We start from the raw sequence: 24,927 nt of genomic DNA on the forward strand, positions 1-24,927 counted from the left end.
AGGAGCGCGAGGCAGCGCCTCGCATCCCGTGGCACAAAACGCGGCGGCAAAGACGCGCCTGTCCGCGCCAACGCGCCCTCGGCCCTCTCGTGTCAGCCTGACTGACGGAACACAGCCTGTCGCCGACGCGCCGCGCCCGCCCCTTTCCTCTTGCCAAAAATATCCCGGAGCGCGAGGCAGCGCCTCGCATCCCGCGCCGCAAGGCGCGGCACCAATAGAGCGCGCCGCAGGCGCTCCTTTTGACAACAGAGAACGCGCGGGCGACCTATTCGTCGGGCGTGGCATGCACCGCCAGCAGGTCCAGTTCCGCCTCTTGCGGGGCGATGGTGCGAAAGCTTTCACGCACGCCCGCTTCGGTCAGCTCGCGCGCCACGGTCAGCAGCGTGTTGGGATCATGCCCGTCGCACAGCTCCGCCATATGGTCGATCTCGGCCCGCGCCACGCCCATGGCCGCCTCGACCGAGGGCGCGCCATAAAAAGCCACGAAATGCCGGGCCAGGTTCTCGGTCAAGGCCTCGACCTCATGCGGCTCGGCCCGTGTCACCGCGACAAATGTCACCCGGCCAAAGGTTTCCAAGCCCAGCCAGCCATTGGCAAAAGCCTGCCGCGCCTTGCCCTCCAGATCCGCCTCGCCCCAGTTGGAGAACTCGAACCCACCCGAGATGCACCATTCCCCGGTGCGCGCGGGCGAATGGAACACGCGCGTGTCGCTCTCGTCAAAATGAATCGCCCGGGCCAGGTTCATGCCTCATCCTCCAGAACATCGGTCAGCGGCACCAGATGGGTCGTGGCGTCATCGCGGATCAGCATGCCAAACCGCTCGTCGACCCCCAGAAAGATGCCGGATATCCCCGCCCGCGTCACCGCTTCGCCGACACCCGGCACCAGCCCCATCCATTCCGCATGCAGCGGCCCGTTGCCATCGCTTTCCCAGCGGTTGATCCAGGTCATCACATGCCGGGCCCAGCTTTCCAGCAGTTGCTCGGCGGGCACATCGGCACAGCCCTCTTCATAAAGCGCGGTGCGGTCCGGTGTCTCGCCGGGGTCCTCAGTCGTCTGCAACAGCACCAGGTCCAGACCGACCACCAGCCAGTCGGGCACCAGCGCCGGGTCAGACGTATCCGCCGCCACCTGCAACTGCCCGCATAGCGCGCCGTTCACCCGAATGCCGCCCTCCCAGGTCAGGTGGACCGCCACCTCGGGCGGGGCCAGCGCGCCCAGCGCGTTCTGGAACCCCACGCCGCAGAGCGGCAGCATCGCCATCGCCTCGGCCAGCGCCACCTCGGGGGCAAAGACCAGCGCCGCCCGCAGCCGGTCGGCCTGCACGTTATGCACCACCGTCCCGCCGTCACAGCCCATCGCCGCCATGGCGCGGGCGCGGTCAAACGGCGCCTCGCCCCCCGACACGGCAACGCCCTGCATCAGCGGCGGAAAGGTGGGTGTGCTCATGCTTGCCCCTTGGCGATCATCTCACGCGCGATCCGGCGGAACGCCTCGGCCTGTGGGCTGTCGGGCTTGCTGACAACGATCGGCGCGCCAACATCGGCGGCGACCCGGATGTCGAGATGCAGCGGGATCTCACCCAACAGCGGCACGCCCAGCTTTTCGGCCTCGGCGGCGACACCGCCATGACCGAACACATGTTCCTCATGTCCGCAATTGGAGCAGATATGGGTCGACATGTTCTCGATCATGCCCAGGATCGGCGTCTTGAGCTGGCGGAACATGTCGATCCCCTTGCGGGCGTCGATCAGCGCCACATCCTGCGGGGTCGAGACGACGATGGCCCCATCCACCGCGAATTTCTGGCTCAGTGTCAGTTGCACATCGCCGGTGCCCGGCGGCAGGTCGACGATCAGCACATCCAGACCGCCCCATTGCACCTGGTTCATCATCTGTTGCAGCGCGCCCATAAGCATCGGACCGCGCCAGACCACCGCCTGCCCCTCGTTGGTCATCAGCCCCATCGACATCATGGTCACGCCATGGTTCCTCAGCGGCAGGATGGTCTTGCCATCCGGGCTGGCGGGCCGGCCCGACACGCCCAGCATGCGCGGCTGCGACGGGCCGTAGACATCGGCATCCAAGAGGCCCACGCGCCGCCCTTCGGCGGCCAGCGCACAGGCGAGGTTGGCCGACACGGTGGATTTGCCCACCCCGCCCTTGCCCGAGGCGACGGCAACGATCCGGTCCACACCGGCAACCGGCTGCGGCCCCTGCGGTGCTGCCTTGGGACGCGGTTTCAGATCGGGCGGCGCCTTTTCCGAATGCGCCGTCATCAGCGCCGAGACCTTGGCGACCCCTTCGACCATCTGCGCGGCCTGCTCGGCGGCGCTTTGTACGGGCTTGTACATTTCGGCCAATTTGGGGTCGATCTCGAGTACAAAACGGACATTTTCGCCGTCCACGTTCAGTGCCCGGACGATTCCGGCGCTGACGATATCCTGCCCCGAGGCCGGATCGGTGATCTTCTTGAGGTTGGCCAGAACGGCGTCACGCGGGCTCATGCGTCACCGTCCCGGATCACGCCCGTGACCTCGTGGGAAACGTCCAGCCCCTCGACCGTCAGGACAATTTTTGCCTTGAATTCCTTGCCCTTGGGCGTTCCGGCCTTGCGCAGGCCTTCCTCGATGGCCTGCTGGCTGGTGACGCCCACCTGCTTGAGGAATTTGCGCATCGACATGTTGTAATCGCCGCTCATTGGCCGGTCTCTCCTGTATTCCACGCATCAATTGACGCATCGCCCACACCGCCATTACGCTGCGAAACATGCGACACGCCCTCTTGTGCCTCACCTTACTCGCCTCCGCCAGCCCCTGTGCCGCGCAGGAGGCAATCGGTCTGGCCAGCCCCGAGGCCGTGGCACGCTCGGGTCTTCTGCAACATATTCTGCCGCGCTTCTCGCTCAAGACCGGAATTCGCGTTATCGCCGACCCCGAAGGCCCGATGGAACTGACGACCGTAACCGACAACGCGCCGGTTTTCCGGCGCGGCGATGTGGTTTACTTCCTTCACACCGACGGGTCGGAACGGCAGGAACGGTTCCGGGACTGGTTGCAAAGCGACGTCGGCAAGCGGACGATCGAAGCTTTCGTGCCACAGGACGGCCCCGCTTACTCCGCCAGTTTCGAGACGGAAGAAGCCGAAGCCGCGCCGCAGTTTAACGGCAACGCGGCCCTTGGCGCGAAATTGTCGCTGGAAAAATGCGGGCGATGTCATGTGGTTGGCGAGCAGAACCGGATGAAAGGGATCGGTTCTACCCCGTCCTTTGGCGTGCTGCGCGCCCTGTCCGATTGGGACAGCCGGTTTCAGTCTTTCTACGCTCTGCGCCCGCATCCCGCCTTTACCCAGGTCGAAGGCATCACGGCGCCTTTTGACGCCGAACGCCCATCGCCGATCCACCCGGTGACGCTGACGCCAGAGGAGCTGGAGGCCATCCTTGCCTTTGTCGCGGCAACCGGTGCGGCAGACCTGGGCGCGCCGCTGATCATGAAATAGCGCCTCACGATACATCCCGGAATATTTGCAACGAAATGAAGACAGGACGTGGGTCAATGATCCTTGCGCCTGCTGAAATAGTCCTCGGTGGTGACCGTGCGCGGCCGTTCCTTGGCGGCAAACGGGTTGTCCGTCGCCTGGAACTGGGCACCCACCCGGCAATTGTCGCACATCTGGATCATCCGCGCCTGCGCGCTTTCGGCAAACATCGGGTGTTTGCCCGCGAGCTTCTCCATGATCCGTTCGACGGTCGAGCGGACGCCGAAGAGCGCGCCGCATTCGATACAGGCAAACGGCTCTTCCTCGTTCAGCACGCGCTGGCCAAGCGCCGCTTCGGACAGGTCGAGCCGCGGTTCGAGCGTGATCGCCTGTTCCGGGCAGATGTTGCGGCAGATGCCGCATTGCAGGCAGGCGTCCTCCTGAAAGTTCAACTGAGGCATGTCCGGATTGTCGATCAACGCCCCCGAAGGGCAGAGCGACACGCAGCTGAGGCACAGGGTACAGGCATCCGTGTTCACCACCACCGCGCCATAGGGTGCTGCCTCGGGCAGCGGCAGAACCGGCCCGCCGGGGTTCAGGGCCTGCGCCGCCAGCCGCGTGACCTGCCTGCGATTGCCCATCGGCAGCACCGGATCCGCCAGCGGTGCTTTGACCTCCGCCATGTACAGATGTTCGGACAAGGCGTCAGGGTCGGTCATATCAAGCAGGCTCACCCGCCCCGGCCCTGCAATCGCCACGGCCAGCGCCAGTTCCCGCTCCAGAGCCTCGCGCTCGGTCCTCGGACCGCACAGGACCGATACCGAAGCAAACCCATGCGCCAGACCGGCCAGCATCTCGGCATGGCCGAAACCGGAAACAACGTTCAGTTCCAACGGGATGACATCCGCAGGCAAACCCCGGCCGAAGCGAGCGGCGAGGCGGATCATCTCGGCCCCGTGCGCGTCATGAACCAACAGGCGTGGCGCGGCGCCGCCCGCCTTGCGATAGGTCCGCGCCAGGATCTGCATGCGCGCCAGGAGGGTGGCAAGCGCGGGGTCTTCATAGGTGATCGCGGTCGAGGGGCACAGCGCCGCACAGGCGCCGCAACCTGCACACACCATCGGATCGATGGACACGTGATCGCCCGCCGGTGTGATCGCCCCGGTCGGACAGATATCGAGGCAATTCGAACAGCCGGTCTGTTCGGCCCGCGAATGGGCGCACAGGCTTTCGTTCAGCCGGATATAGAGCGGTTTTTCGAATGTCCCGGTCAGTTGCGCGGCCTCAAACGCCAGGCGTTCGACCGCCAGCCTGTCGCGCGGATCGGCGCGCAGATACCCTTCGCGTTTCTCCCAGGCCGGAACCATGGGCGTGCCGCCGGTAAGGTCGATCACGATATCACACTCTGACACGGCGCGATCCTTTGGCACGGTCAGTTCAAAGGCCCCACGCCCCCCGGGTTGGATCTGACGGAACCCGTCGATCCGCAACCGGAAACCGCCCAGGGCGCCTTGCACCCGAACCAGTTTTCCGGTCACCACGTCATAGGCGCGTGTCATCGGCAGGTCGCCTTCGGTGATCAGGGCTGTCACCGCCAGTGCCCCTGACAGGCGCTCCGCCAGATCGCAGACAGCGTGGGCAGGACCGGCGATCAGGCATACCCCCTCGCTGAGCACATCCACCGCCGGGGTCACCGGAACCGGCATCAATGCCTCGGCCACCAGCGCCGCCATCTTGGGGGCGGCCTGTGCCCCCTGGTCGGACCAGCCCGCACGGTCCCGCAGATCGACAAATCCGGGCGTTTCGACGCCCAGGTCTTCAGCCAGGGCCGTGAACGCGTCCTGTTCCTGTCCGCAGGCGATAATGGCCTCGCCGGACTGAAGCAGATCCGCCGCCTTTTCCAGTTCCGTTGTGCAAAGCGCCCGGTAGACACGCGAATACCCGGCCCTGCAAGCCGTAGAGATCCGCTCGGCATCAATGCTCTGGGACCCGGCACAATCGCACAGAATCAAAGTCTTGGACATTCTCTCTCCATCCGATCCGGTACTGCGGACCTTCCTTCTCCCGTCGTGGAATGTGGCCCAGCCAGAGCGCTCGGTAAAGGCCGCATGGCCAACGGTAAAAATTTGTACATCTTCCCTTTGCCAACAAACCAAACGCGCTAGCTGGTCAAAGATGGCCAAACAAAGATACATCTTCACTATATCTTTTGTGGTAAGAAAACAGGGCCAATCACGTCAAAAGCCTTGGCAGACGTGTTTTTACCTCGCATAGTTTGACGGACGGAAAGAAGGGGAGAGCTTTCCGGGGAGGACCGTTTGGCGAAGGCCGCAAACAATTGCATCGAAATGCCGCTGGGCGTGGTTGTCCGCAAATCGCCGGGCGTGACCCGCTGGGCGCGCTGGAACTGGCGCGCCGTCGCTGTTCTTCCGGGGGCGGGACCAGCCGACTGGACGGAATTGCGGCGCGAAGGTGAGGCGGTCGAATACCATGCGGCCACTCTGCCCCTGGTGCTGTGGTCCTCGGACGCCGAAGCGTACATGATCAATCTGGCCGACGGGACACCTTCCATCTACCTGGTTCTGCGCGAGAGTGAGGCGGCCGACCGACCGCTGGACGCCGTTCTGGTGACGGCGTCACCGTATGAAGGCCAGGACTATGCCGACACATCCGATGACATCGTCGAAAAGATTGCGATGACCCCGGGCCTGATTGCCTGGGTACGGGACTTCGCGCTGGCTCATTTCGAGGCCGAGGGCTTTGTCAAACGCAAGCGGGATCGCAAGCGGGTCGATCTGGTCGAAGACGGGCGCGGCGATGCACGAATCCGCCAGGAAAGCGACGTCTACCGCGCGCCGGGCCGGAGGGTTGTGCAATGAGCGCAAGCGGCGATTTCTGGACAAGGCGGCGCGCGGCGGTTGTCGCCGAAGAGCACGCCGAAGCCGCAGCGCAGAGCGCCGAGGCACGCGCACAGGCGCAAGCGGCGCTGGAGCAGGAGAGCGACGACGAAATTCTTGAACGGCTTGAACTGCCCGATCCGGATACGCTGCAACCCGGCGATGACGTTGCACGGTTCATGTCGGATCTGGTACCCGACCGGCTCCGCCGCCGAGCCTTGCGCCGCCTTTGGCGACTGAACCCGGTATTGGCGAATGTTGACGGTTTGGTCGACTATGGCGAGGACTATACGGATGCCGCGCTTGTGGTGGAGAACCTGCAAACCGCCTATCAGGTCGGCAAGGGCATGCTCGCTCATATCGAGGCTCTGGCCGCCCAGGCCAACGGTGAAGAGGATCCCGAAGAGGAAGATCTGCCCGCCGCCGCACCAGACAAGGTGGAAGAGGTCCCGCTGGCTCTTGCCGAGACCTCACCGTTCGAGATGGAGGCTGCATCCGCAGCCGACGCGGGCAACGAGGCGGTCCCCTTGCGGGACCCCGAGGCGCCCGCCCTCCCCGCTCCGCGCCGCATGCGTTTTTCGTTCGAAGGATAAAGAATGGCCCAGACCAGCACAGCAAATCCCACAATCGGCGAAGAGGACCGGCTGCGCGCGGATTTCTACAATTTCCTGGGGCTGATCCTGGCCGCGCCACCTGATCAGATGCTGCTCAACCAGGTGGCAGGGCTATCGGGCGACGAGTCGGACCTGGGTCAGGCGATCGGCGCCATGGCGCGCGTAGCCCGCGTGACGAAACCCGCCGCGGCGGAACGCGAGTTCAACGCGCTGTTCATCGGTCTCGGACGGGGTGAGCTGCTGCCTTACGCCAGTTACTACCTCACCGGGTTCCTGAACGAAAAACCGCTGGCGCAGCTGCGTCAGGACATGGCCGCTCGCGGCATTACCCGCGCCCAGAATGTCTATGAGCCCGAGGACAATATCGCCTCGCTGATGGAAATGATGGCAGGCACGATCGTGGGGCGGTTCGGGAAACCGGCTACGCTGGACGACCAGAAAACCTTCTGGTCACGACATGTCGGCCCCTGGGCCGGTCATTTCTTTACGGATTTGGAAGGCGCCGAAAATTCGGTGCTCTATGCCTCGGTCGGCTCTGCCGGCCGGGTGTTCATGGAGATCGAACGCGAAGCCTTCCGGATGACGGCGGCCTGAGGCCGCCTTTCGCCGGTGTCCCGAAAGGGATACCAGAAACGCAAATGGGAAAGGAGGATCCCATGAGCAAGACCAGGGAAGAAGGCGCAACCCGCCGCGACTTCCTGAAACTGGCCGGCACCGCCGCGCCCGCCGCGGTGGCCGCAGCCGCCATCGGGGGCGAGGCTCAGGCCGCCGACCTGCCCGTGGACGAAACCCGTCTTCAGGACACCGCGCATACCCGCGCCTATCTCGACAGCGCCCGGTTCTGAAAACCGGACGCCGTCAACCCCCGGTCGACGGTTGCGTGAGGCCCTGACACCGGTTTCGGAGAGTACCAAGCCAGCCACGATGGTCGTGGCCAGCACGGGAGGAAAAAGATGCTAAGGAAAAAGACCAACGGGGTTGCGCGACGCCCCCAGCGGACTTCGATCCTGTCTCAGGTCGGCGACACCCATGTCGACCGCCGCGCGTTCCTGCGCGGTTCGGGTCTGGCGATCGGCGGCCTTGCCGCGATCAGCGCCACGGGCGGTACCGTGACGCAGGCCAGCGCCCAGACGGCAGCCGGATCCGCCGTTGAGACCGTGAAATCGGTCTGCACCCATTGTTCGGTGGGCTGTACCGTCATCGCCGAAGTCAAGAGCGGCGTCTGGGTCGGGCAGGAGCCCGGCTGGGACAGCCCGTTCAACCTGGGCGCCCACTGCGCCAAGGGGGCCTCGGTCCGCGAACATGCCCATGGCGAACGCCGCCTCAAGTACCCGATGAAGAAAGAGGGCGGCGAGTGGAAGCGCATCAGCTGGGAACAGGCGATCAACGAGATCGGCGACGGCATGATGAAGATCCGTTATGAAAGCGGACCTGACAGCGTCTATTGGCTGGGCAGCGCCAAGCACAACAACGAACAGGCCTATCTGTTCCGCAAGTTCGCCGCCTATTGGGGCACGAACAACGTGGATCATCAGGCGCGTATCTGTCACTCGACGACCGTTGCAGGTGTTGCCAACACCTGGGGCTACGGCGCGATGACGAACAGCTACAACGACATCCATAATTCCAAGGCCATCTTCATCATCGGCGGCAACCCGGCCGAGGCGCATCCCGTCTCGCTGTTGCACGTTCTGAAGGCCAAGGAGCAGAACAACGCACCGCTCATCGTCTGCGACCCGCGCTTCACCCGCACGGCCGCGCATGCCGATGAATACGTGCGCTTCCGGCCCGGCACCGACGTGGCGCTGGTCTGGGGCATCCTGTGGCACATCTTTGAAAACGGATGGGAAGACAAGGAATTCATCCGCACCCGCGTCTGGGGCATGGACCAGATCCGTGCCGAAGTCGCGAAATGGACCCCCGAAGAGACCGAGCGCGTCACTGGCGTGCCCGGAAGCCAGTTGCGCCGAGTGGCGATGCAGATGGCCAACAACCGCCCCGGCACCGTGATCTGGTGCATGGGCGGCACTCAGCATACCAATGGCAACAACAATACCCGCGCCTATTGCGTGCTCCAGCTGGCGCTGGGCAACATGGGCACGAGCGGAGGTGGCACGAACATCTTCCGCGGCCATGACAACGTGCAAGGGGCAACCGACCTTGGCGTGCTCAGCCATACCCTGCCGGGCTACTATGGCCTGACAGCTGGTGCCTGGGGCCATTGGGGCCGGGTCTGGGGCGAGGACATGGACTGGCTCAAGGCGCAGTTCGCCACCGTCAAGGACAAGGACGGCAAGGACAAGTCGCTGATGCTGGAAACCGGTATTCCGGTCAGCCGTTGGATCGACGGCGTGCTGGAAAACCCGGAGAACATGGACCAGCCCAACAACGTCCGCGCCATGGTACTGTGGGGGCACGCGCCCAACAGCCAGACCCGTGGCACGGAAATGAAGACGGCGATGGAAAAGCTCGACATGCTTGTCGTGATCGACCCCTATCCGACCGTCTCGGCTGTCATGCATGACCGGACCGACGGGGTTTACCTGCTGCCGGCCTGTACACAGTTCGAAACCCGCGGCTCGGTCACGGCGTCGAACCGTTCGCTCCAGTGGCGCGACAAGGTTGTCGATCCGCTGTTCGAATCGCTGCCGGACGAGGTCATCATGGCCAAGTTCGCCAACAAGTTCGGCTGGGCCGACCGGCTGTTCCGGAACATCGAAATGGATGACCCGGAAACGCCCAACGTCGAGAGCATCACACGGGAGTTCAACTCGGGCCTTTGGACTATCGGCTATACCGGCCAGTCGCCCGAGCGGATCAAGAGCCACATGGCCAACCAGCACACGTTCGACAGGACGACGCTGCAAGCGGTGGGCGGTCCCAACGACGGCGAGTACTATGGCCTGCCCTGGCCCTGCTGGGGCACCGCCGAGATGGGCCATCCGGGTACGCCCAACCTCTATGACATGTCCAAGCCGGTTGCCGAAGGCGGTCTGTGCTTCCGGGCACGTTTCGGGGTCGAGCGGGATGGCGACAACCTTCTGGCCGAAGGCGTGTCGAACCCGGGTGCGGAGATCCAGGACGGATATCCTGAGTTCACCATGCAGATGCTGATGGACCTGGGCTGGGACGGCGACCTGACGCCTGAGGAACGTGCGGCGATCGATGCTGTAGCGGCCGAAAAGACCAACTGGAAGACCGACCTTTCAGGCGGCATCCAGCGGGTGGCGATCAAGCATGGCTGCGCGCCCTTCGGCAATGCCAAGGCTCGTGCCGTGGTCTGGACCTTCCCGGATCCGATCCCTGTACACCGTGAACCGCTCTATACCAACCGGCGCGATCTGGTGGCGGATTATCCAACCTACGAGGACCGCAAGTTCTATCGTCTGCCGACGCTTTATGCGTCGATCCAGAAGAACGACTTCTCGAAGGATTATCCGATCATCCTGACCTCGGGCCGATTGGTCGAATACGAGGGCGGCGGCGACGAGACGCGTTCGAACCCCTGGCTGGCCGAGTTGCAGCAGGACATGTTCGTCGAGATCAACCCCCGCGATGCCAACAATCTGGGCATTCGCGACGGGCAACAGGTCTGGGTCGAAGGTCCCGAGGGCGGCAAGGTCAAGGTGATGGCGATGCTGACCGAAAGGGTCGGCGCCGGCGTGGCCTTCATGCCCTTCCACTTTGGCGGGCATTTCCAGGGCGACGATCTCAGGTCGAAATATCCGGCCGGGGCCGACCCCTATGTCCTGGGCGAAGCGTCCAATACCGCCCAGACCTATGGCTACGATTCAGTGACCCAGATGCAGGAGACCAAAGCAACTCTCTGCAAGATCTGGGCAGCGTAAGGAGGACCGATCATGGCAAGAGCAAAGTTTCTCTGCGACGCTGAACGCTGCATCGAGTGCAACGCCTGCGTCACCGCGTGCAAGAACGAGCACGAGGTGCCCTGGGGCATCAACCGCCGCCGGGTGGTGACTATCAATGACGGCAAGCCGGGCGAGCGCTCGATCTCGGTGGCGTGCATGCATTGTTCGGATGCCCCCTGTATGGCGGTCTGCCCGGTGGACTGCTTCTACCAGACCGAAGACGGCGTGGTGCTGCATTCCAAGGACCTGTGCATCGGCTGCGGCTATTGCTTCTACGCGTGCCCCTTTGGCGCGCCGCAATATCCGCAGGCGGGCAACTTCGGATCGCGCGGCAAGATGGACAAGTGCACCTTCTGCGCCGGCGGCCCCGAGGAAACCCACTCCACCGCCGAATTTGCCAAGTACGGGCGTAACCGGATCGCCGAGGGCAAGCTGCCCATCTGCGCCGAAATGTGCTCGACCAAGGCACTTCTGGCGGGCGATGGCGATGTGGTCTCGGCCATCTACCGCGAACGCGTGGTGGCCCGTGGCTTCGGTTCGGGCGCCTGGGGCTGGGGCACGGCCTATGACCAGAAAGGCGGATGATCTCGCCTGAACACCAGACTGGCGCGGCCCTGCCGCGCCAGTCCCCCGCTTGAGTTTTCATTGAAAGCGCTCCGCTCCGCCTTGCGGCGGGCAAGATTTCTGCGATCCGCCGAAGAGGGTAAAATGCCGGTTCTGCGACTCCTCCTCTGTCTTATCTGCCTCGCCCTGCCTGCCTGGGCACAAGAGCAAGCAACCCCCGACCGATCTGCCACCGGTGGCGCCACCACGCTGGAGGATATTCTGGCCCGTCAGCGTGGGGAAAAGGTCGATCCGACCTATCGCTCCAGTGAAACCGGAAGCCAGGAGTCGCCCTATGAGGCCCAGCTCGGCATTCGTGGAGGCGCCTCGGACAGCGACATCTACCGCGCCCTGCGCTATGGTTCGGCCGACGTGACCGTCTCGGCCCGAGGGCCTGCGGCGGACGTCATCATCCAAGACAGCGGCATGTGGTGGGTGACTTTCCGTGCGGGTCTGCTGCGCGAGTATGGGACCTATGCCCTGGGTGGTATGGTTGTCGTTCTGGTGCTGTTCTACCTGCTTCGCGGCAAGATCCGCATCGACGGCGAAAAGACCGGTCGGACAGTCACACGCTTCACGGATTTCGAGCGCTTTGGCCACTGGCTGTTCGCCGGATCCTTTCTTGTGCTGGCGGTATCGGGCTTGATCACCCTTTATGGTCGTGACTTCCTGATCCCCCTGATTGGCAAGGAGGCCTTTGCGACCGTCGCGCTGGCCTGCAAGTGGCTGCACAATAATATCGCCTGGGCCTTCATGCTGGGATTGGTGATCGTCACTCTCAACTGGATCGCCCATAACATCCCCAACCGGCACGACCTCAAATGGCTCGCCGTCGGCGGCGGGCTGTTCAGCAAGGGCAGCCACCCACCGGCCAAGAAGTTCAATGCCGGGCAGAAGATCATCTTCTGGCTCTGCATCCTGCTGGGCGTGTCCATCTCTCTTTCGGGTCTCTCGCTGCTCTTCCCGTTTGAAATGCCGATGTTCGCCAAGACCTTTGCGCTGGCCAACGCTACCGGTCTGCCGCAGATGATGGGCCTGACGCTCTCTGAAACAATGGGCCCGCATCAAGAGATGCAGTTCGCCCAGCTCTGGCACATCATCGTGGCCTTTGCCTTCATCACCATCATCATTGCCCATATTTATCTTGGTTCGGTGGGTATGGAAGGCGCCTTTGACGCGATGGGGACCGGCGAAGTCGAAGAACAATGGGCCCGTGAACACCATTCGCTGTGGCTGGACGAGGTCAAATCGGCCGAAGCCACCCAGGGAAAGCCCACACCGGCCGAATGATGCGGGCGCTGGCGCTGGCGATGATCCTGCTGCCCGCAACCGCGGCGGCAGAGTTCTTTACCCTCAAGGGGCACGGCGGCCCGATCATGGGCATCGCTACCGCCCCTGACGGGCGCATCGCCACCGCCAGTTTCGACAATTCCGTGGGTCTGTGGACCGGGACACAGGCCAACTGGCTGGAGGGGCATGAGGCAGCGGTCAACGCGGTCGCGTTCAATGGCACCGCGCTCTATTCGGTCAGTGACGACTTTACCCTGCGCCGCTGGCCGGGTGGCGGCATTGCCGGCCAGCACAAGGGCAAGATCGTAGGCGTGGCGCTGTCCGAAACCCACGTGGCTACCGCCAGTTGGGACGGAACCATCGGCCTCTGGCCGCAAGACGGTACAACGAGCCACTTGCTGGGTCCGACCGGGGCAGGAGTGAACGCGGTCGCCTTCAGCGCTGACGGTTCCCACCTCTATTCTGCCGGCATGGACGGCGTGCTGCGGCTATGGGATGTGAGCAGCGGACAGGAAATCCGCCAGGTTATCCGCCACGGCTTTGGAATCAACGAGATCGTGCTGAATGAAAGCGACGGCTGGCTAGCCTATGGCGCAGTAGACGGTGTGACCCGCATTCTGGATCTCGAAACCGGGGCGGAACGTGACTTCACCCTGGATCGCCGCCCCATCCTGGCCCTGGCGCTGAGCCCAGACCGCCGTCACCTCGCCGTCGGAGATGGAGAAGGTTACATCATGGTGATCGACACGTCAGCATGGCGTATCGCTCGGGACTTCCGCGCCACGCTGAACGGACCGGTCTGGGCGCTGGCCTTCTCCGCTGATGGCAAGAACATCCACGCAGGCGGTATTGCCGACACCATGTACAGCTGGCCCATCGATTCACTGGACGAACATGGCAAGATGGCGGAAACGGACCGTAGTTTCCTGAAAGACCCGGACCAGATGGAGAATGGCGAACGTCAGTTCGCGCGCAAATGCTCGATCTGCCATGCATTGACGCCCGAAGGCGGGCGCAAGGCCGGCCCAACGCTTTTTGGTATATTTGGTCGCCCTGCCGGCACCCTGCCCGGCTACCTGTATTCGGATACGCTGAAAGAATCGGATATCGTCTGGACCGACGAAACGATCAATTTGCTTTTCGACCTCGGCCCGGACCATTACATTCCGGGATCAAAGATGCCGATGCAGAGGATCACCGAAGCGCAGGACCGCGCCGATCTGGTCACCTACCTGCATCGGGCCACTCAAGTGGAGAACCAGAAATGAAAGCCTTTCTGAGCGCTGTTGTCATGATGATCGTCGTGACCGTGGCCGCCCCCTATGCGCTGAACCAGTTCGGCTTTTCCGCGGCCGACCGGGCCACTGGCAACGACGTACGCCTCGACTGAATGCCCGAGTACCTGACCACCCGCGAGCTTGCCGATCTGCTTCGGATCGGCGAGCGAAAGGCTTACGACCTTGCCTCTTCGGGTGAGATTCCGCATGTGCGCGCCATGGGCAAACTGCTGTTTCCCCGAGCCGAGATCCTGGTTTGGCTGAACGCTTCCCACGCCGGACCGCAGGTGGCGGAACCTCCACTACCACCGATTCTGGCCGGCAGTCACGACCCGCTGCTCGACTGGGCGCTGCGCGAAAGCGGATCGGGCCTGGCAACCTATTACGATGGGTCTTTCGATGGGCTCGACCGGCTAAAGGCCCGCAACGCACAAGCAGCCGCACTGCACATTCGCGAGGAAAACGGTTTCAATGTCGAAACCCTTGCCGAAACCATGGGCGAGGCGCCGGTGGTCCTGATCGAGATCACCCGCCGCAGCCGTGGCCTGTTGTTGACGCCAGAGGTCAAAGGTGTTGCTGGATTCGGCGATTTGCGCGGCCGAAAGGTCGCGATGCGCCAGGACAGTGCGGCCAGCCAACACTTGTTTTGTGCCGAACTCTCGGCTTGCGGCCTGACGATGGACGATATCAACCCACTTGAGAACCGCGCCCGCACCGAAGAAGACCTTGCCGTTCTGCTCCAGACCGGCAAGGCCGAGGTGGGCTTTGGCCTGGGCGCGCTGGCTGCGTCGCATGGGCTGATCTTCATCCCTACCCATGAAGAACGATTTGATCTGGCGATCTGGCGCCGCGCCGCGTTTGATCCGCCGATGCAGCGTCTTATGCAGTTCTTGCGGTCACCAGATTTTGCAGCGCGGGCCGCCGAACTTGGCGGGTATGACATCTCCGGGCTTGGGACAGTCCACCGGAACAGCGCGTCTGGCTGACGCGCGGCTCCAGCCTTTTCATTTCGCGGAAGTACTCCCGCCGGAGGCAGAATTTTTTTGACGAAAAACTCGCGCTCCGCGCGGTCTTCTTACCTGGCGTTGGGAAAGAACAGTTGCTGCCCGTCCAGTGTAAAGGATGCGATCGCAGCTTGGCCGTCTGACCCGATCAGCCAGTCGATAAACATTTGACCGGCTTTTGCCTTTACGCCCGGGTGCTTCTCCGGGTTGACCAGGATCACGCCATACTGGTTGAAAAGTCGCGTGTCGCCTTCGACCATGATCTCAAGGTCGCCTTTGTTGGCAAAGGCGATCCAGGTCGCGCGGTCGGTCAGCGCATAGGCACCCATGCCGGCGGCCAGGTTCAGCGTTGCGCCCATCCCCGATCCGGTTTCGCGATACCAGCCGCCCGAAGCGGCGGCGACATCCACGCCGGCGGATGTCCAGTGGCGCAGTTCCGCCTTGTGCGTACCGCTGTCATCGCCGCGCGAGGCAAAGGGCGCCTGCGCCTTGGCGATGACGGTCATCGCAGCGACCACATCCGCCCCCCCCTTGATACCTGCCTGATCCGCTGCCGGGCCCACCAGCACGAAATCGTTGTACATCACGTCGAACCGTTGAACGCCCCAGCCTTCGGCCACGAATTTCTCTTCCGCCGCTTTTGCATGCACCAACAACACGTCTCCATCGCCATTGGTCGCATTCTTGATCGCCTGACCGGTCCCAACGGCGACGACCCGCACCTCGATCCCGCTTTCCGCCTCGAACGCGGGAAGGATATGGTCGAGAAGCCCCGAGTTCTGCGTCGACGTGGTGGACTGGACCACGATGAACTCTTCGGCCGCTAGTGCGGTCCCTGCCCCAACGATGGCCAGCGCAACAGCGCAGGCCTTGATCCATGTTTCGAACATCGAGTTCTCTCCGTCTTGTTCAGAAAATCAGGTCGCCAGCTAGAAAGCGTCGGACCGTTCCATGCGTTGCATCGCCGAACACACGTTCCGCGTCCCCGTGTTCGGCCACCTGACCGCCGATCATCACAACCACGTCCCGCGCCAGACGCCTAGCCTGCCCGATGTCATGGGTCACCATAACGATGCGCACCCCCTGGGCGCTGGCACGCATCACCAGGGCCTCGATCGCCTGGGTGGCTCCGGGGTCGAGCGCACTGGTCGGTTCGTCCAGGAACAGTACATCCGGCTCGGTCGCCAGCGCCCTGAGGATCGCAAGGCGCTGAGCCTCGCCCCCCGACAGCGATCGCGCCCATTGCCGCTCCCGTCCGCTCAATCCGCCTGTTGCCAGTAAATCGGCGATCCGCTCTCGCCGCGCGGAGCGCGACAAACCCCTTCTTCGCAGCACAAAGTCGAGATTGGCCGCCACCGAGCGGCGCAACAGGACCGGGCGCTGAAAGACCATCGCCTGCCGCATTCGCTGGATTTTGTTCAACGGCACCCCGTCCTGACACACCTGCCCCGTATCCGCGCGGATTAGCCCGTGCAAGCAGCGCAACAGCAGGCTCTTTCCGGCACCGTTCGGCCCCAGGATCACCGTCGGCCCCGGTCCGCCCAACCGCAGATGCGCAATGTCCAGAAGGAGTTTGTCGCCGCGTACCAAGCGCAGGCCCGTGGCTTCGATCAGCACACCATGTCCTCCGCAGAAATCACGCATGCCGGACCTCGTCCTGCGCTTCGGACCGCTGCCCGAGCAGGCTGACCATCGCGTTTACAGTGACTGCAATGGCGATCAAGACTGTCCCCAGCGCCAAAGCCAGCGCCAGGTTTCCCTTTGAGGTCTCCAGCGCGATTGTCGTGGTCATCACCCGGGTGACGTGGTTGATATTGCCGCCGACGATGATCACCGCGCCGACCTCGGCAATGGCACGCCCAAAACCGGCCAGCAACGCGGTCAGCAGCGCCACCCGGCCGTCCCACAACAGGACCGGAACCGTGGCCAGCCGCGAAAGGCCCAGACTGCGCATCTGCTCGGCATATTCGGCATCCAGCATCTCGATCACCTGTCGGGTCAGAGCGGCGATGATCGGGGTGACCAAAACCACCTGCGCGACGATCATCGCAGTCGGAGTGTAAAGCAGCTGCAACACCCCAAGCGGGCCCGAGCGCGACAGCATCAGATAGACAAGCAGCCCCACCACCACCGGCGGCAGCCCCATCAGCGCATTGACCAATACCACCAGCGCACGGCGGCCCGAAAACCGACCCACCGCCAGCGCAGCGCCCAGCGGCATGCCGATCAGAGCCGCAAACAGAACCGCAAGCAGCGACACCCGCAGCGACAACCCGACAATGCCTAGCAATTCGGAATCGCCAGTCAGAATCAGGGCAAAGGCAGCTTGCATTTCTTGCGCAAAATTCTGCATTATCTTCTCTGATATGCTATCTCACTGTTCTCAGGCGCATGAATTTCAACTAAATGCGTACCACGCTTCGCCTCGGCGTCTCAAACAAAACCGACATTTGGACAGGAAAAAGCGCGGTCCCAAAGGGACCGCGCCAACCGGGTAAATCCCCGACGTAGGGCCTCAAGCGTTACTTCAGCGCCGCATCGGTGATCTCGTGCGTCCAGGCGCCCTCGGGCGCCTTGGTGATCACCGGGTCAGAGCCGCCAGCCAGCAGTGTGGCAACCGTACGGTCGAAATCGGCCGGATCCAGCGCGCCGTTCGAGCCGGCGGTCAGCTTGGCGATCTCGCCCATCATGCGGACCTGATGCGCCTCGGTCTGGGCGCCGGTGGCGTCATTGTCCAGAACGATGCCCGCGGCCTCGTCCGGGTTGGCCTCGGCATATTTCCAGCCCTTCATCGAGGCGCGCACAAAGCGGGTCATCTTGTCCTTGAACGCGTCATCCTTGAGGTTGTCCTCGAGCACATAGATGCCGTCCTCCAGCGTGGCGACGCCCATGTCCTCGTATTTGAAGGTGACCAGCTCGTCCTCGCTTACACCGGCATCCAGCACCTGACCGTATTCGTTATAGGTCATGGTCGAGATGCAGTCGGCCTGACGCTGAAGCAGCGGATCGACGTTGAAACCCTGTTTCAGCACGGTCACCCCGTCGGCGCCACCATCGGTGCTGATCCCCTCCTGGCTCATCCAGCTGAGGAACGGGTATTCATTGCCAAAGAACCAGACGCCGATGGTCTTGCCCTTGAAATCCTGCGGTCCGGTAATGCCGGTATCCTTCCAGCAGGTCAGCATCAGGCCCGAAGTTTTGAAGGGCTGCGCGATATTCACCACCGGCAGGCCCTTTTCCCGCGCCGCCAGTGCCGAGGGCATCCAGTTCAGCATCGCATCGGCGCCACCACCGGCCAGCACCTGCGGCGGGGCGATATCGGGGCCGCCGGGCAGGATGGTCACATCCAGCCCCTCTTCGTCATAGAATCCCTTGTCCAGCGCCACGTAATAGCCAGCGAACTGTGCCTGGGTCACCCATTGCAGTTGCAGCTTGACCTCGTCGGCCGCCAGAGCCGGGCCAGCGGCCAGGGCCAGGGCAAGCGCCGCGCCATTCAACAGTTTCTTCATGATTTCACTCCTTGTTGGTTGTTCAATTCTGTGCCCCGGTTCGGTCCGGGATCTTGTCGCATATCTGTCAGCCTAGCGTCTCTGCGAAGGGTGCCAAAAGGTGACATGATGTTCGATCAATGCCACCAACCCATAGAACAGCGTTCCCGCCAGCGCCGCCACAACGATTTCGGCCCAGACCATGTCCAGGGCCAGTTGCCCGACACTGGTCGAGATGCGGAACCCCATGCCCAGTGTCGGCGAGCCGAAGAATTCGGCCACGATTGCCCCGATCAGCGCCAACGTGGTCGAGATTTTCAAACCGTTGAAGATGAACGGCATCGCGGCAGGTAAACGCAGCTTGAAGAAACTCTGCCAATAGCTGGCGGCATAAGTCTCCATAAGGTCGCGCTGCATGGCCGTAGTCTCGCGCAGGCCCGCCACTGTATTGACCAGCATGGGAAAGAACACCATCACCACTACCACGGCGGCCTTCGACTGCCAGTCAAACCCGAACCACATCACCAGGATCGGCGCGGTGCCGACGATGGGCAGGGCCGCCACGAAATTGCCCACCGGCAACAGGCCCAGCCGCAGGAAATCGGACCGATCCACCGCCACCGCCATCAGAAAGGCTGCACCGCAGCCGATCAGATAACCGCTCAGCGCCCCCTTGACGAATGTCTGCACGAAATCTGCCCAAAGGATCGGGAGGCTCCCTACAAACCGGGCCGCAATCAGCGACGGCGCGGGCAGGATCACCAGCGGCACGTTCAATCCGCGCACCACCAGCTCCCACACGATCAGAACGGTTGCACCAAAGATCAATGGAATGGCCAACCTAACGGCCCGGGTGTCGGAATGCGGCCCTTCGGCAAGCCGAGTGTTGAGCCACCAGCCGAATCCCCAGAGGACAAGAGCAAAGGCAACCAGCGTCATCAGGCCATCCCCATCCGTTTCAGCACCGTTTTCTCGATCAGCCCCAACAGCCCGACCAGGCAGGCCGCCAGGATCGCGGCGCCAAATAGCGCCGACCATATCTGCACGGTCTGGCCATAGTAACTGCCTGCCAGCAGGCGCGCGCCGAGACCGGAAACCGCACCAGTGGGCAGCTCGCCCACGATAGCACCGACCAGCGAGGCGGCGATACCGATCTTGAGCGAGGCAAAGAGATAGGGCATCGACGCAGGCAGGCGCAGCTTCCAAAAGGTCTCGCCCTTCGAGGCGCTGTAGGTCCTGAGCAGGTCAAGCTGCATCGCATCGGGGCTGCGCAGCCCCTTGACCATGCCGACCACGACCGGGAAAAAGCTCAGATAGGCCGAGATCACCGCCTTGGGGATGATCCCCTGAACGCCAACCGAATAGAGCACCACGATGATCATCGGCGCCAGCGCGATGATCGGGATGGTCTGACTGACAATGGCCCAGGGCATCACCGACATGTCCATGACACGGCTGTGCACGATCCCCACCGCCAGCAACACGCCCAAAACAGTGCCGATACCAAAGCCCAAAAGCGTGGCACTCAGCGTTACCCAGCCGTGATAGACAAGGCTGCGCTTCGACGTGATCTTCTTCAGAACCGTGGTGTCCCACAGCTCGACCGCCACCTGATGCGGCGCGGGCAGACGGGGACGTTCCTGCGCCCAAGTTGCCGGAACGGCAAACCCGTTGCGCAATGCCAATGATACGCCCCCCATCTCGCGTCGCGCCGCAGCATCTGGCGGCGCTACCTCCGCCCCCGCGCGTTCGGCCTCGACCAGAACGCCTTGCATGTTCATCGGAATGCAGGCGAGATACCAAAGGCCGATCAGCGTCGCGACCACGGTCAAAACAGCCATTATCTGTTTCATGGCGCACCTCCGGCCCGACCTGTCACGGGCGGAGAAAAGTCATGGGGATTTCTTGTCCACCCCGCCTTGATACTTGAACCCCGCTCACTCATCGGCGTGTCCTGCCCTGAGCCCCTCGCGCACCCGATGCGCCACTTCGATGAACTCGGCGCTGTCGCGAATGTCGAGCGGCCGCTCCTTGGGCAGCGGGCTTTCGATTACATCGGTGATCCGGCCCGGTCGTGGGCTCATCACCACGATGCGGGTACTCAGATAAACCGCCTCGGGAATTGAATGGGTGACAAAGCCGATCGTCTTGCCCGTCCGCGCCCAAAGCGCCAGCAATTGTTCATTTAGGTGGTCGCGCACAATCTCGTCCAACGCCCCGAACGGTTCGTCCATCAGCAGGATATCAGCGTCAAAGGCCAGCGCCCGCGCGATACTCGCCCGCTGTTGCATCCCGCCAGAGAGCTGCCAGGGAAACTTGCCGCCAAATCCAGCAAGATCAACAAGTTCCAGAACTTCCCTCACCCGTTGATCCTGCTCTTGCCGGGAGTAGCCCATGATTTCGAGCGGCAGTTTGATATTCTTGGCGATGGTGCGCCAAGGATACAGCCCCGCCGCCTGGAACACATAGCCATAGGCGCGCTTGCGCCGCGCCTCGTCGGGCGTCATCCCGTTCACCGTCAGGCTGCCGCCCGTCGGTGTCTCGAGCGCCGCGATGCACCGCAGGAACGTTGTCTTGCCACAACCTGACGGCCCGATAAAACTGACGAAATCGCCCTTGTTGATTTCCAGGTTCACGTCCTTGAGCGCGTGAACCGGGCCGTCATTGGTCTGAAACGTCAGATCCAGCCCCTTGGCCGAAACCACGCTTGACAACTCCGGCTGCTGCCCTGTCCCATTCATAGTGTCATTGTCCTGTTGGAGACCCCCGAGCGATGCCCGATCAGATGCCAGAAACCTGCCAAAAACTCCGCCTTGGCGAAACCTATGCCGGCAAGCAGGGGTTCAATTATTTTCAAGGGATCGCGCGCGAGACGACCGGCGCCCAATCCATTTGCATGCATATGCTGCGCATTCCGCCGGGTGGCCGGGCCAAGGCCCATTTGCACGCCGATCACGAGACCGCGATCTACGTGATCGAGGGATCGGCGGTCATGTATTGGGGTCCTGCGCTGGAACACCGGATGGAAACCAATGCGGGTGATCTGATCTATATCCCCGCCGGTGTGCCGCACCTGCCGATCAACACCGGCCAGACCGAGGCGGTCGCCATCCTGGCCCGCACCGATCCGCACGAGCAGGAGAGCGTCGTTCTCCTGCCCGAACTGGACGCGCTTGTGCCCGAATAGGCGCATCAGACCCCCGTCGCCGGAATGCCCGACCGTTCCACCGGACGCGGTGCGGTCAGCTCTTTCCAGTTGCTCAGCGCGCGGTTGACCGGGGTATTCGCCTCACGCGCCACGAACTTGCCGTGACCCTCCTGGGTGCGGATCTCGCCGTCATGCACCGCCACCTGGCCACGCGTCAGGGTAAAGCGCGGCAGGCCCTTGACCTCCTTGCCCTCGAACACGTTGTAATCAATCGCCGATTGCTGGCTGCCCGCGCTGATCGTCTTGGACTTTTCCGGATCCCAGACCACCAGATCGGCATCGGCGCCCACCAGAACCGCTCCCTTTTTTGGATAGCAATTCAATATCTTGGCAATGTTTGTTGATGTGACCGCCACAAACTCGTTGGGCGTCAGGCGACCGGTCGCCACCCCATGGGTCCACAGCATCGGCATCCGGTCCTCCAGCCCACCGGTGCCGTTGGGGATCTTGGAAAAATCACCCACGCCATAACGTTTCTGCTCGGTGGTAAAGGCGCAGTGATCGGTCGCCACCACGCTCAGCGAGCCCGATTGCAGACCTGCCCACAGGCTGTTCTGATGCTGCTTGTTGCGGAAGGGCGGCGACATCACGCGGCGGGCGGCATGGTCCCAGTCGGGGTGGAAATACTCGCTCTCGTCCAGTGTCAGGTGCTGGATCAGCGGTTCACCCCAGACGCGCTTGCCTTGCATGCGCGCGCGCCGGATCGCCTCATGCGCCTCCTCGCACGAGGTATGCACGACGTACAGCGGAACCCCCGCCATATCGGCGATCATGATGGCGCGGTTGGTCGCCTCGCCCTCGACCTGAGAGGGGCGCGAATAGGCATGTGCTTCGGGGCCGGTATTGCCCGCAGCCAGCAGCTTGGCCGTCATCTCGGCCACCACATCGCCGTTTTCGGCATGAACCATAGCAATCCCGCCCAGTTCGGCCAGTCGATTGAACGAGGCAAACAGCTCGTCATCGTTCACCATCAGCGCGCCTTTGTAAGCAAGGAAATGCTTGAACGTGTTGATGCCTCGGGTGTCGATCACGGTCTTCATGTCGTTGAAGACCTGCTCGCCCCACCAGGTCACCGCCATGTGGAAGGAATAGTCGCAATTGGCGCGGGTCGATTTGTTGTCCCAGCGCTTGATCGCGTCCAGCAGGCTCTCACCCTGGTTGGGCAGGCAGAAATCCACCACCATTGTGGTGCCGCCCGCCAGCCCGGCACGGGTGCCGGACTCGAAATCGTCGCTGGAGTAGGTGCCCATGAAGGGCATTTCCAGATGCACGTGCGGGTCGATACCGCCGGGCATCACGTAACAACCGGTGGCGTCCAGCTCGGTGTCACCCTTCAACCCCGCACCGATTTCGGTGATCACGCCACCATCGATCAGCACATCGGCCTTATAAGTCAGATCGGCGGTCACAACGGTGCCGTTCCTGATGACTGTGCTCATTTTCTTGAACTCCCTGTTTTCTTGTCAGACCGACCCGAAACAGCCGATCGCATTGCCATGCACCCCGATATCGAGCGGCCCGAACGGCCCCTCGACACAGAGCGAGAAACATCCCGCCTGCGGCAGGTAGACGACCAGGTAGGGGCCATTCGGCCGCGTGACCGCCCAACCTTGCCCCATCACGCCGCCGCTGAACTGCACCTCCACCGCCTCCGGCTCTTGCCGCAAGGCCGCGAAATCGCGCAGCGTGGCCCGGCCCACCGCATCCAATGGCGCGTCCGAAAGATCGGCCTCGATCGCCGCCCTTATCCGTTTGCGCATTGTGGCTGTGTCCGGCACCATCCCTTGTCCTTCACTTCGCCTCAAATACTGCGGGGGTTTGGGGGCTGGCCCCCAATCACTCCACGATTTCCGCCGTCTCGACCACCGCATGGAACAAAACGTCGGCACCGGCCGCAGCCCATTCCTTCGATATCTCTTCGGCCTCGTTATGGCTCAGCCCGTCCACGCAGGGACACATCACCATAGCCGTCGGTGCCACCCGGTTGATCCAGCAGGCATCGTGTCCCGCACCCGAGATGATGTTCATATGGCGGTACCCCAGCCGCTCGGCCGCGTTGCGGATGGCCGAGACACAGCCCTCGTCAAAGGCCACCGGGTCGAACCCGCCCACCTTCTCAAAGGCGATCTCCAGCCCCATCGCATCGGCGATCTTCTGGCCCTCGACGCGCAACCGCGCCTCCATATCCTCGATCACCGACAGTTCGGGACTGCGGAAATCCACCGTGAACACCACCTTGCCCGGGATCACGTTGCGCGAGTTCGGATAGACGTCGATATGGCCCGCCGCCCCCACCGCGTGGGGCGCGTGGCTGAGCGCGATCTCGTCCACCTTTTCCAGCACCCGCGCCATGCCCAGCCCCGCATTGCGCCGCATCGGCATTGGGGTCGATCCGGTATGCGCGTCCTTGCCGGTGATCGTGACCTGGGTCCAGCTCAGCCCCTGGCCATGGGTGACAACGCCGATATCCTTGCCCTCGGCCTCAAGAATCGGGCCCTGTTCGATATGCAGCTCGAAAAAGGCATGCATCTTGCGCGCACCCACCTCTTCCTCGCCGCGCCAGCCGATCCGCGCCAGTTCATCACCAAAGCTCTTTCCCTCGGCGTCGGTGCGCGCATAGGCCCAGTCCTGCGTATGCATCCCTGCAAAGACGCCGGAACTCAGCATCGCGGGGGCATACCGCGTACCCTCTTCGTTGGTCCAGTTGGTGGCGACGATGGGATGTTTGGTGCGGATACCTAGATCGTTCAAGGTGCGGATCACCTCGAGCCCGGCCAGCACCCCCAGCACCCCGTCATATTTGCCGCCCGTGGGCTGGGTATCCAGATGCGAGCCCACATAGACCGGCAGCGCATCCGGGTCGGTGCCCGCACGCATGGCAAACATGTTGCCCATCTGATCCAGCCCCATGGAACAGCCCGCCTCCTCGCACCATTGCTGAAACAGTGCGCGTCCCTCGCCATCTTCGTCGGTCAGGGTCTGACGGTTGTTGCCGCCCGCCACGCCCGGGCCGATCTTGGCCATCTCCATCAGACTGTCCCACAACCGGTCACCGTTGATTCTGAGATTCTGTGCCGGAGCCGCCATACCTGTTCCCCTGTTGCTTGCTTTGCGTTACTGCTGGCCTAGCTATTTGACCAACTGGTCAAACTCACGCTATCACGGGTTTGACACCAGTCAAGAAATAGCCGAGTTCCACT

27 protein-coding genes are annotated in these 24,927 nt (G+C 62.9%); 12 read left to right on the forward strand and 15 right to left on the reverse strand.

The window, feature by feature from the left end; translation table 11 throughout:
• Positions 1–265: 265 nt before the first annotated feature.
• The 4 genes from OEZ49_RS18190 to OEZ49_RS18205 are packed head-to-tail and all read right to left on the reverse strand — an operon-like array spanning position 266 to position 2,701.
• Positions 266–745, reverse strand: coding sequence for a DUF6505 family protein (locus OEZ49_RS18190; protein ID WP_263389635.1), 480 nt, complete (start codon positions 743–745; stop codon positions 266–268).
• The gene (locus tag OEZ49_RS18195; protein WP_263389636.1) at positions 742–1,449 is read right to left on the reverse strand and encodes a biotin/lipoate--protein ligase family protein; all 708 of its coding nucleotides are present in this window, start codon (positions 1,447–1,449) and stop codon (positions 742–744) included. Before OEZ49_RS18195 ends, OEZ49_RS18190 begins: the two co-directional genes overlap by 4 nt.
• Positions 1,446–2,507 carry an Mrp/NBP35 family ATP-binding protein gene (locus OEZ49_RS18200; RefSeq protein WP_263389637.1) on the reverse strand — a complete coding sequence of 354 codons (1,062 nt, stop codon included), beginning with the start codon at positions 2,505–2,507 and terminating at the stop codon, positions 1,446–1,448. Before OEZ49_RS18200 ends, OEZ49_RS18195 begins: the two co-directional genes overlap by 4 nt.
• A complete protein-coding gene (locus tag OEZ49_RS18205; RefSeq protein WP_164127020.1) occupies positions 2,504–2,701 on the reverse strand; it encodes a DUF6494 family protein in 198 nt (65 codons plus the stop codon). The genes OEZ49_RS18200 and OEZ49_RS18205 overlap by 4 nt, the downstream gene beginning before the upstream one ends.
• Before the next feature lie 68 nt (positions 2,702–2,769).
• Between OEZ49_RS18205 and OEZ49_RS18210 the strand changes: the two genes are divergently transcribed.
• On the forward strand, positions 2,770–3,498 hold the full coding sequence (locus tag OEZ49_RS18210) for a cytochrome c (RefSeq protein WP_263389638.1): 729 nt from the start codon (positions 2,770–2,772) through the stop codon (positions 3,496–3,498).
• Positions 3,499–3,551: 53 nt separating this feature from the next.
• Here OEZ49_RS18210 and OEZ49_RS18215 read toward each other — a convergent pair whose 3' ends face one another.
• On the reverse strand, positions 3,552–5,501 hold the full coding sequence (locus OEZ49_RS18215; RefSeq protein ID WP_263389639.1) for a 4Fe-4S binding protein: 1,950 nt from the start codon (positions 5,499–5,501) through the stop codon (positions 3,552–3,554).
• 294 nt (positions 5,502–5,795) lie between these two features.
• Between OEZ49_RS18215 and OEZ49_RS18220 the strand changes: the two genes are divergently transcribed.
• From OEZ49_RS18220 to OEZ49_RS18265, 10 genes are all read left to right on the forward strand, one after another.
• Entirely contained in the window at positions 5,796–6,356 is a 561-nt protein-coding gene (locus OEZ49_RS18220) for a DUF3305 domain-containing protein (RefSeq protein ID WP_263389640.1), read from the forward strand.
• On the forward strand, positions 6,353–6,967 hold the full coding sequence (locus tag OEZ49_RS18225; RefSeq protein WP_263389641.1) for a DUF3306 domain-containing protein: 615 nt from the start codon (positions 6,353–6,355) through the stop codon (positions 6,965–6,967). The genes OEZ49_RS18220 and OEZ49_RS18225 overlap by 4 nt, the downstream gene beginning before the upstream one ends.
• Before the next feature lie 3 nt (positions 6,968–6,970).
• Positions 6,971–7,582: a TorD/DmsD family molecular chaperone gene (locus tag OEZ49_RS18230; RefSeq protein ID WP_263389642.1), complete on the forward strand. Its 612-nt coding sequence runs from the start codon at positions 6,971–6,973 to the stop codon at positions 7,580–7,582.
• A gap of 62 nt (positions 7,583–7,644) precedes the next feature.
• A complete protein-coding gene (locus tag OEZ49_RS18235) occupies positions 7,645–7,833 on the forward strand; it encodes a ubiquinol-cytochrome c reductase iron-sulfur subunit N-terminal domain-containing protein (RefSeq protein WP_164127014.1) in 189 nt (62 codons plus the stop codon).
• A 108-nt stretch (positions 7,834–7,941) separates the two neighbouring features.
• Positions 7,942–10,836 carry a formate dehydrogenase subunit alpha gene (locus OEZ49_RS18240; RefSeq protein WP_263389643.1) on the forward strand — a complete coding sequence of 965 codons (2,895 nt, stop codon included), beginning with the start codon at positions 7,942–7,944 and terminating at the stop codon, positions 10,834–10,836.
• Between the two features lie 12 nt (positions 10,837–10,848).
• Positions 10,849–11,442, forward strand: a complete 594-nt coding sequence (fdh3B, locus tag OEZ49_RS18245) for a formate dehydrogenase FDH3 subunit beta (protein WP_164127012.1) — start codon at positions 10,849–10,851, stop codon at positions 11,440–11,442.
• 123 nt (positions 11,443–11,565) lie between these two features.
• A complete protein-coding gene (locus OEZ49_RS18250) occupies positions 11,566–12,750 on the forward strand; it encodes a formate dehydrogenase subunit gamma (protein ID WP_263389644.1) in 1,185 nt (394 codons plus the stop codon).
• Complete coding sequence (locus OEZ49_RS18255) at positions 12,750–14,018, forward strand: c-type cytochrome (protein ID WP_263389673.1); 1,269 nt, start codon at positions 12,750–12,752, stop codon at positions 14,016–14,018. The genes OEZ49_RS18250 and OEZ49_RS18255 overlap by 1 nt, the downstream gene beginning before the upstream one ends.
• The gene (locus tag OEZ49_RS18260; RefSeq protein ID WP_255455741.1) at positions 14,015–14,140 is read left to right on the forward strand and encodes a hypothetical protein; all 126 of its coding nucleotides are present in this window, start codon (positions 14,015–14,017) and stop codon (positions 14,138–14,140) included. Before OEZ49_RS18255 ends, OEZ49_RS18260 begins: the two co-directional genes overlap by 4 nt.
• Entirely contained in the window at positions 14,141–15,013 is an 873-nt protein-coding gene (locus tag OEZ49_RS18265; RefSeq protein WP_263389645.1) for a helix-turn-helix transcriptional regulator, read from the forward strand.
• Positions 15,014–15,102: 89 nt separating this feature from the next.
• On the opposite strand, the gene OEZ49_RS18270 is transcribed toward OEZ49_RS18265, so the two are convergent.
• From OEZ49_RS18270 to OEZ49_RS18300, 7 genes are all read right to left on the reverse strand, one after another.
• Positions 15,103–15,921, reverse strand: a complete 819-nt coding sequence (locus tag OEZ49_RS18270; RefSeq protein ID WP_263389646.1) for a substrate-binding domain-containing protein — start codon at positions 15,919–15,921, stop codon at positions 15,103–15,105.
• A gap of 19 nt (positions 15,922–15,940) precedes the next feature.
• Complete coding sequence (locus OEZ49_RS18275; protein WP_263389647.1) at positions 15,941–16,675, reverse strand: ATP-binding cassette domain-containing protein; 735 nt, start codon at positions 16,673–16,675, stop codon at positions 15,941–15,943.
• Positions 16,668–17,384 (reverse strand): ABC transporter permease, encoded by a 717-nt coding sequence (locus OEZ49_RS18280; RefSeq protein WP_263389648.1) that lies wholly within the window; start codon positions 17,382–17,384, stop codon positions 16,668–16,670. Before OEZ49_RS18280 ends, OEZ49_RS18275 begins: the two co-directional genes overlap by 8 nt.
• 169 nt (positions 17,385–17,553) lie before the next feature.
• Positions 17,554–18,540, reverse strand: a complete 987-nt coding sequence (locus OEZ49_RS18285; protein ID WP_263389649.1) for an ABC transporter substrate-binding protein — start codon at positions 18,538–18,540, stop codon at positions 17,554–17,556.
• Between the two features lie 72 nt (positions 18,541–18,612).
• Positions 18,613–19,458: an ABC transporter permease gene (locus OEZ49_RS18290; RefSeq protein WP_263389650.1), complete on the reverse strand. Its 846-nt coding sequence runs from the start codon at positions 19,456–19,458 to the stop codon at positions 18,613–18,615.
• Positions 19,458–20,372 (reverse strand): ABC transporter permease, encoded by a 915-nt coding sequence (locus tag OEZ49_RS18295; RefSeq protein ID WP_164127004.1) that lies wholly within the window; start codon positions 20,370–20,372, stop codon positions 19,458–19,460. Before OEZ49_RS18295 ends, OEZ49_RS18290 begins: the two co-directional genes overlap by 1 nt.
• A gap of 84 nt (positions 20,373–20,456) precedes the next feature.
• On the reverse strand, positions 20,457–21,260 hold the full coding sequence (locus tag OEZ49_RS18300; RefSeq protein ID WP_263389651.1) for an ABC transporter ATP-binding protein: 804 nt from the start codon (positions 21,258–21,260) through the stop codon (positions 20,457–20,459).
• Positions 21,261–21,292: 32 nt separating this feature from the next.
• Here OEZ49_RS18300 and OEZ49_RS18305 point away from each other — a divergent pair, with 32 nt between their 5' ends.
• A complete protein-coding gene (locus OEZ49_RS18305) occupies positions 21,293–21,706 on the forward strand; it encodes a cupin domain-containing protein (RefSeq protein WP_263389652.1) in 414 nt (137 codons plus the stop codon).
• A gap of 5 nt (positions 21,707–21,711) precedes the next feature.
• Here OEZ49_RS18305 and hydA read toward each other — a convergent pair whose 3' ends face one another.
• The 3 genes from hydA to OEZ49_RS18320 form a co-directional block, all read right to left on the reverse strand.
• On the reverse strand, positions 21,712–23,166 hold the full coding sequence (gene hydA / locus OEZ49_RS18310; protein ID WP_263389653.1) for a dihydropyrimidinase: 1,455 nt from the start codon (positions 23,164–23,166) through the stop codon (positions 21,712–21,714).
• Between the two features lie 24 nt (positions 23,167–23,190).
• Positions 23,191–23,487 (reverse strand): hypothetical protein, encoded by a 297-nt coding sequence (locus tag OEZ49_RS18315; RefSeq protein WP_164127000.1) that lies wholly within the window; start codon positions 23,485–23,487, stop codon positions 23,191–23,193.
• Between the two features lie 76 nt (positions 23,488–23,563).
• A complete protein-coding gene (locus OEZ49_RS18320; protein WP_263389654.1) occupies positions 23,564–24,814 on the reverse strand; it encodes a Zn-dependent hydrolase in 1,251 nt (416 codons plus the stop codon).
• Between the last annotated feature and the right edge of the window lie 113 nt (positions 24,815–24,927).

Origin of the sequence: Ruegeria marisflavi (genome assembly GCF_025673445.1) — a bacterium.
Classification (GTDB): Bacteria; Pseudomonadota; Alphaproteobacteria; order Rhodobacterales; family Rhodobacteraceae; genus Ruegeria_B; species Ruegeria_B marisflavi.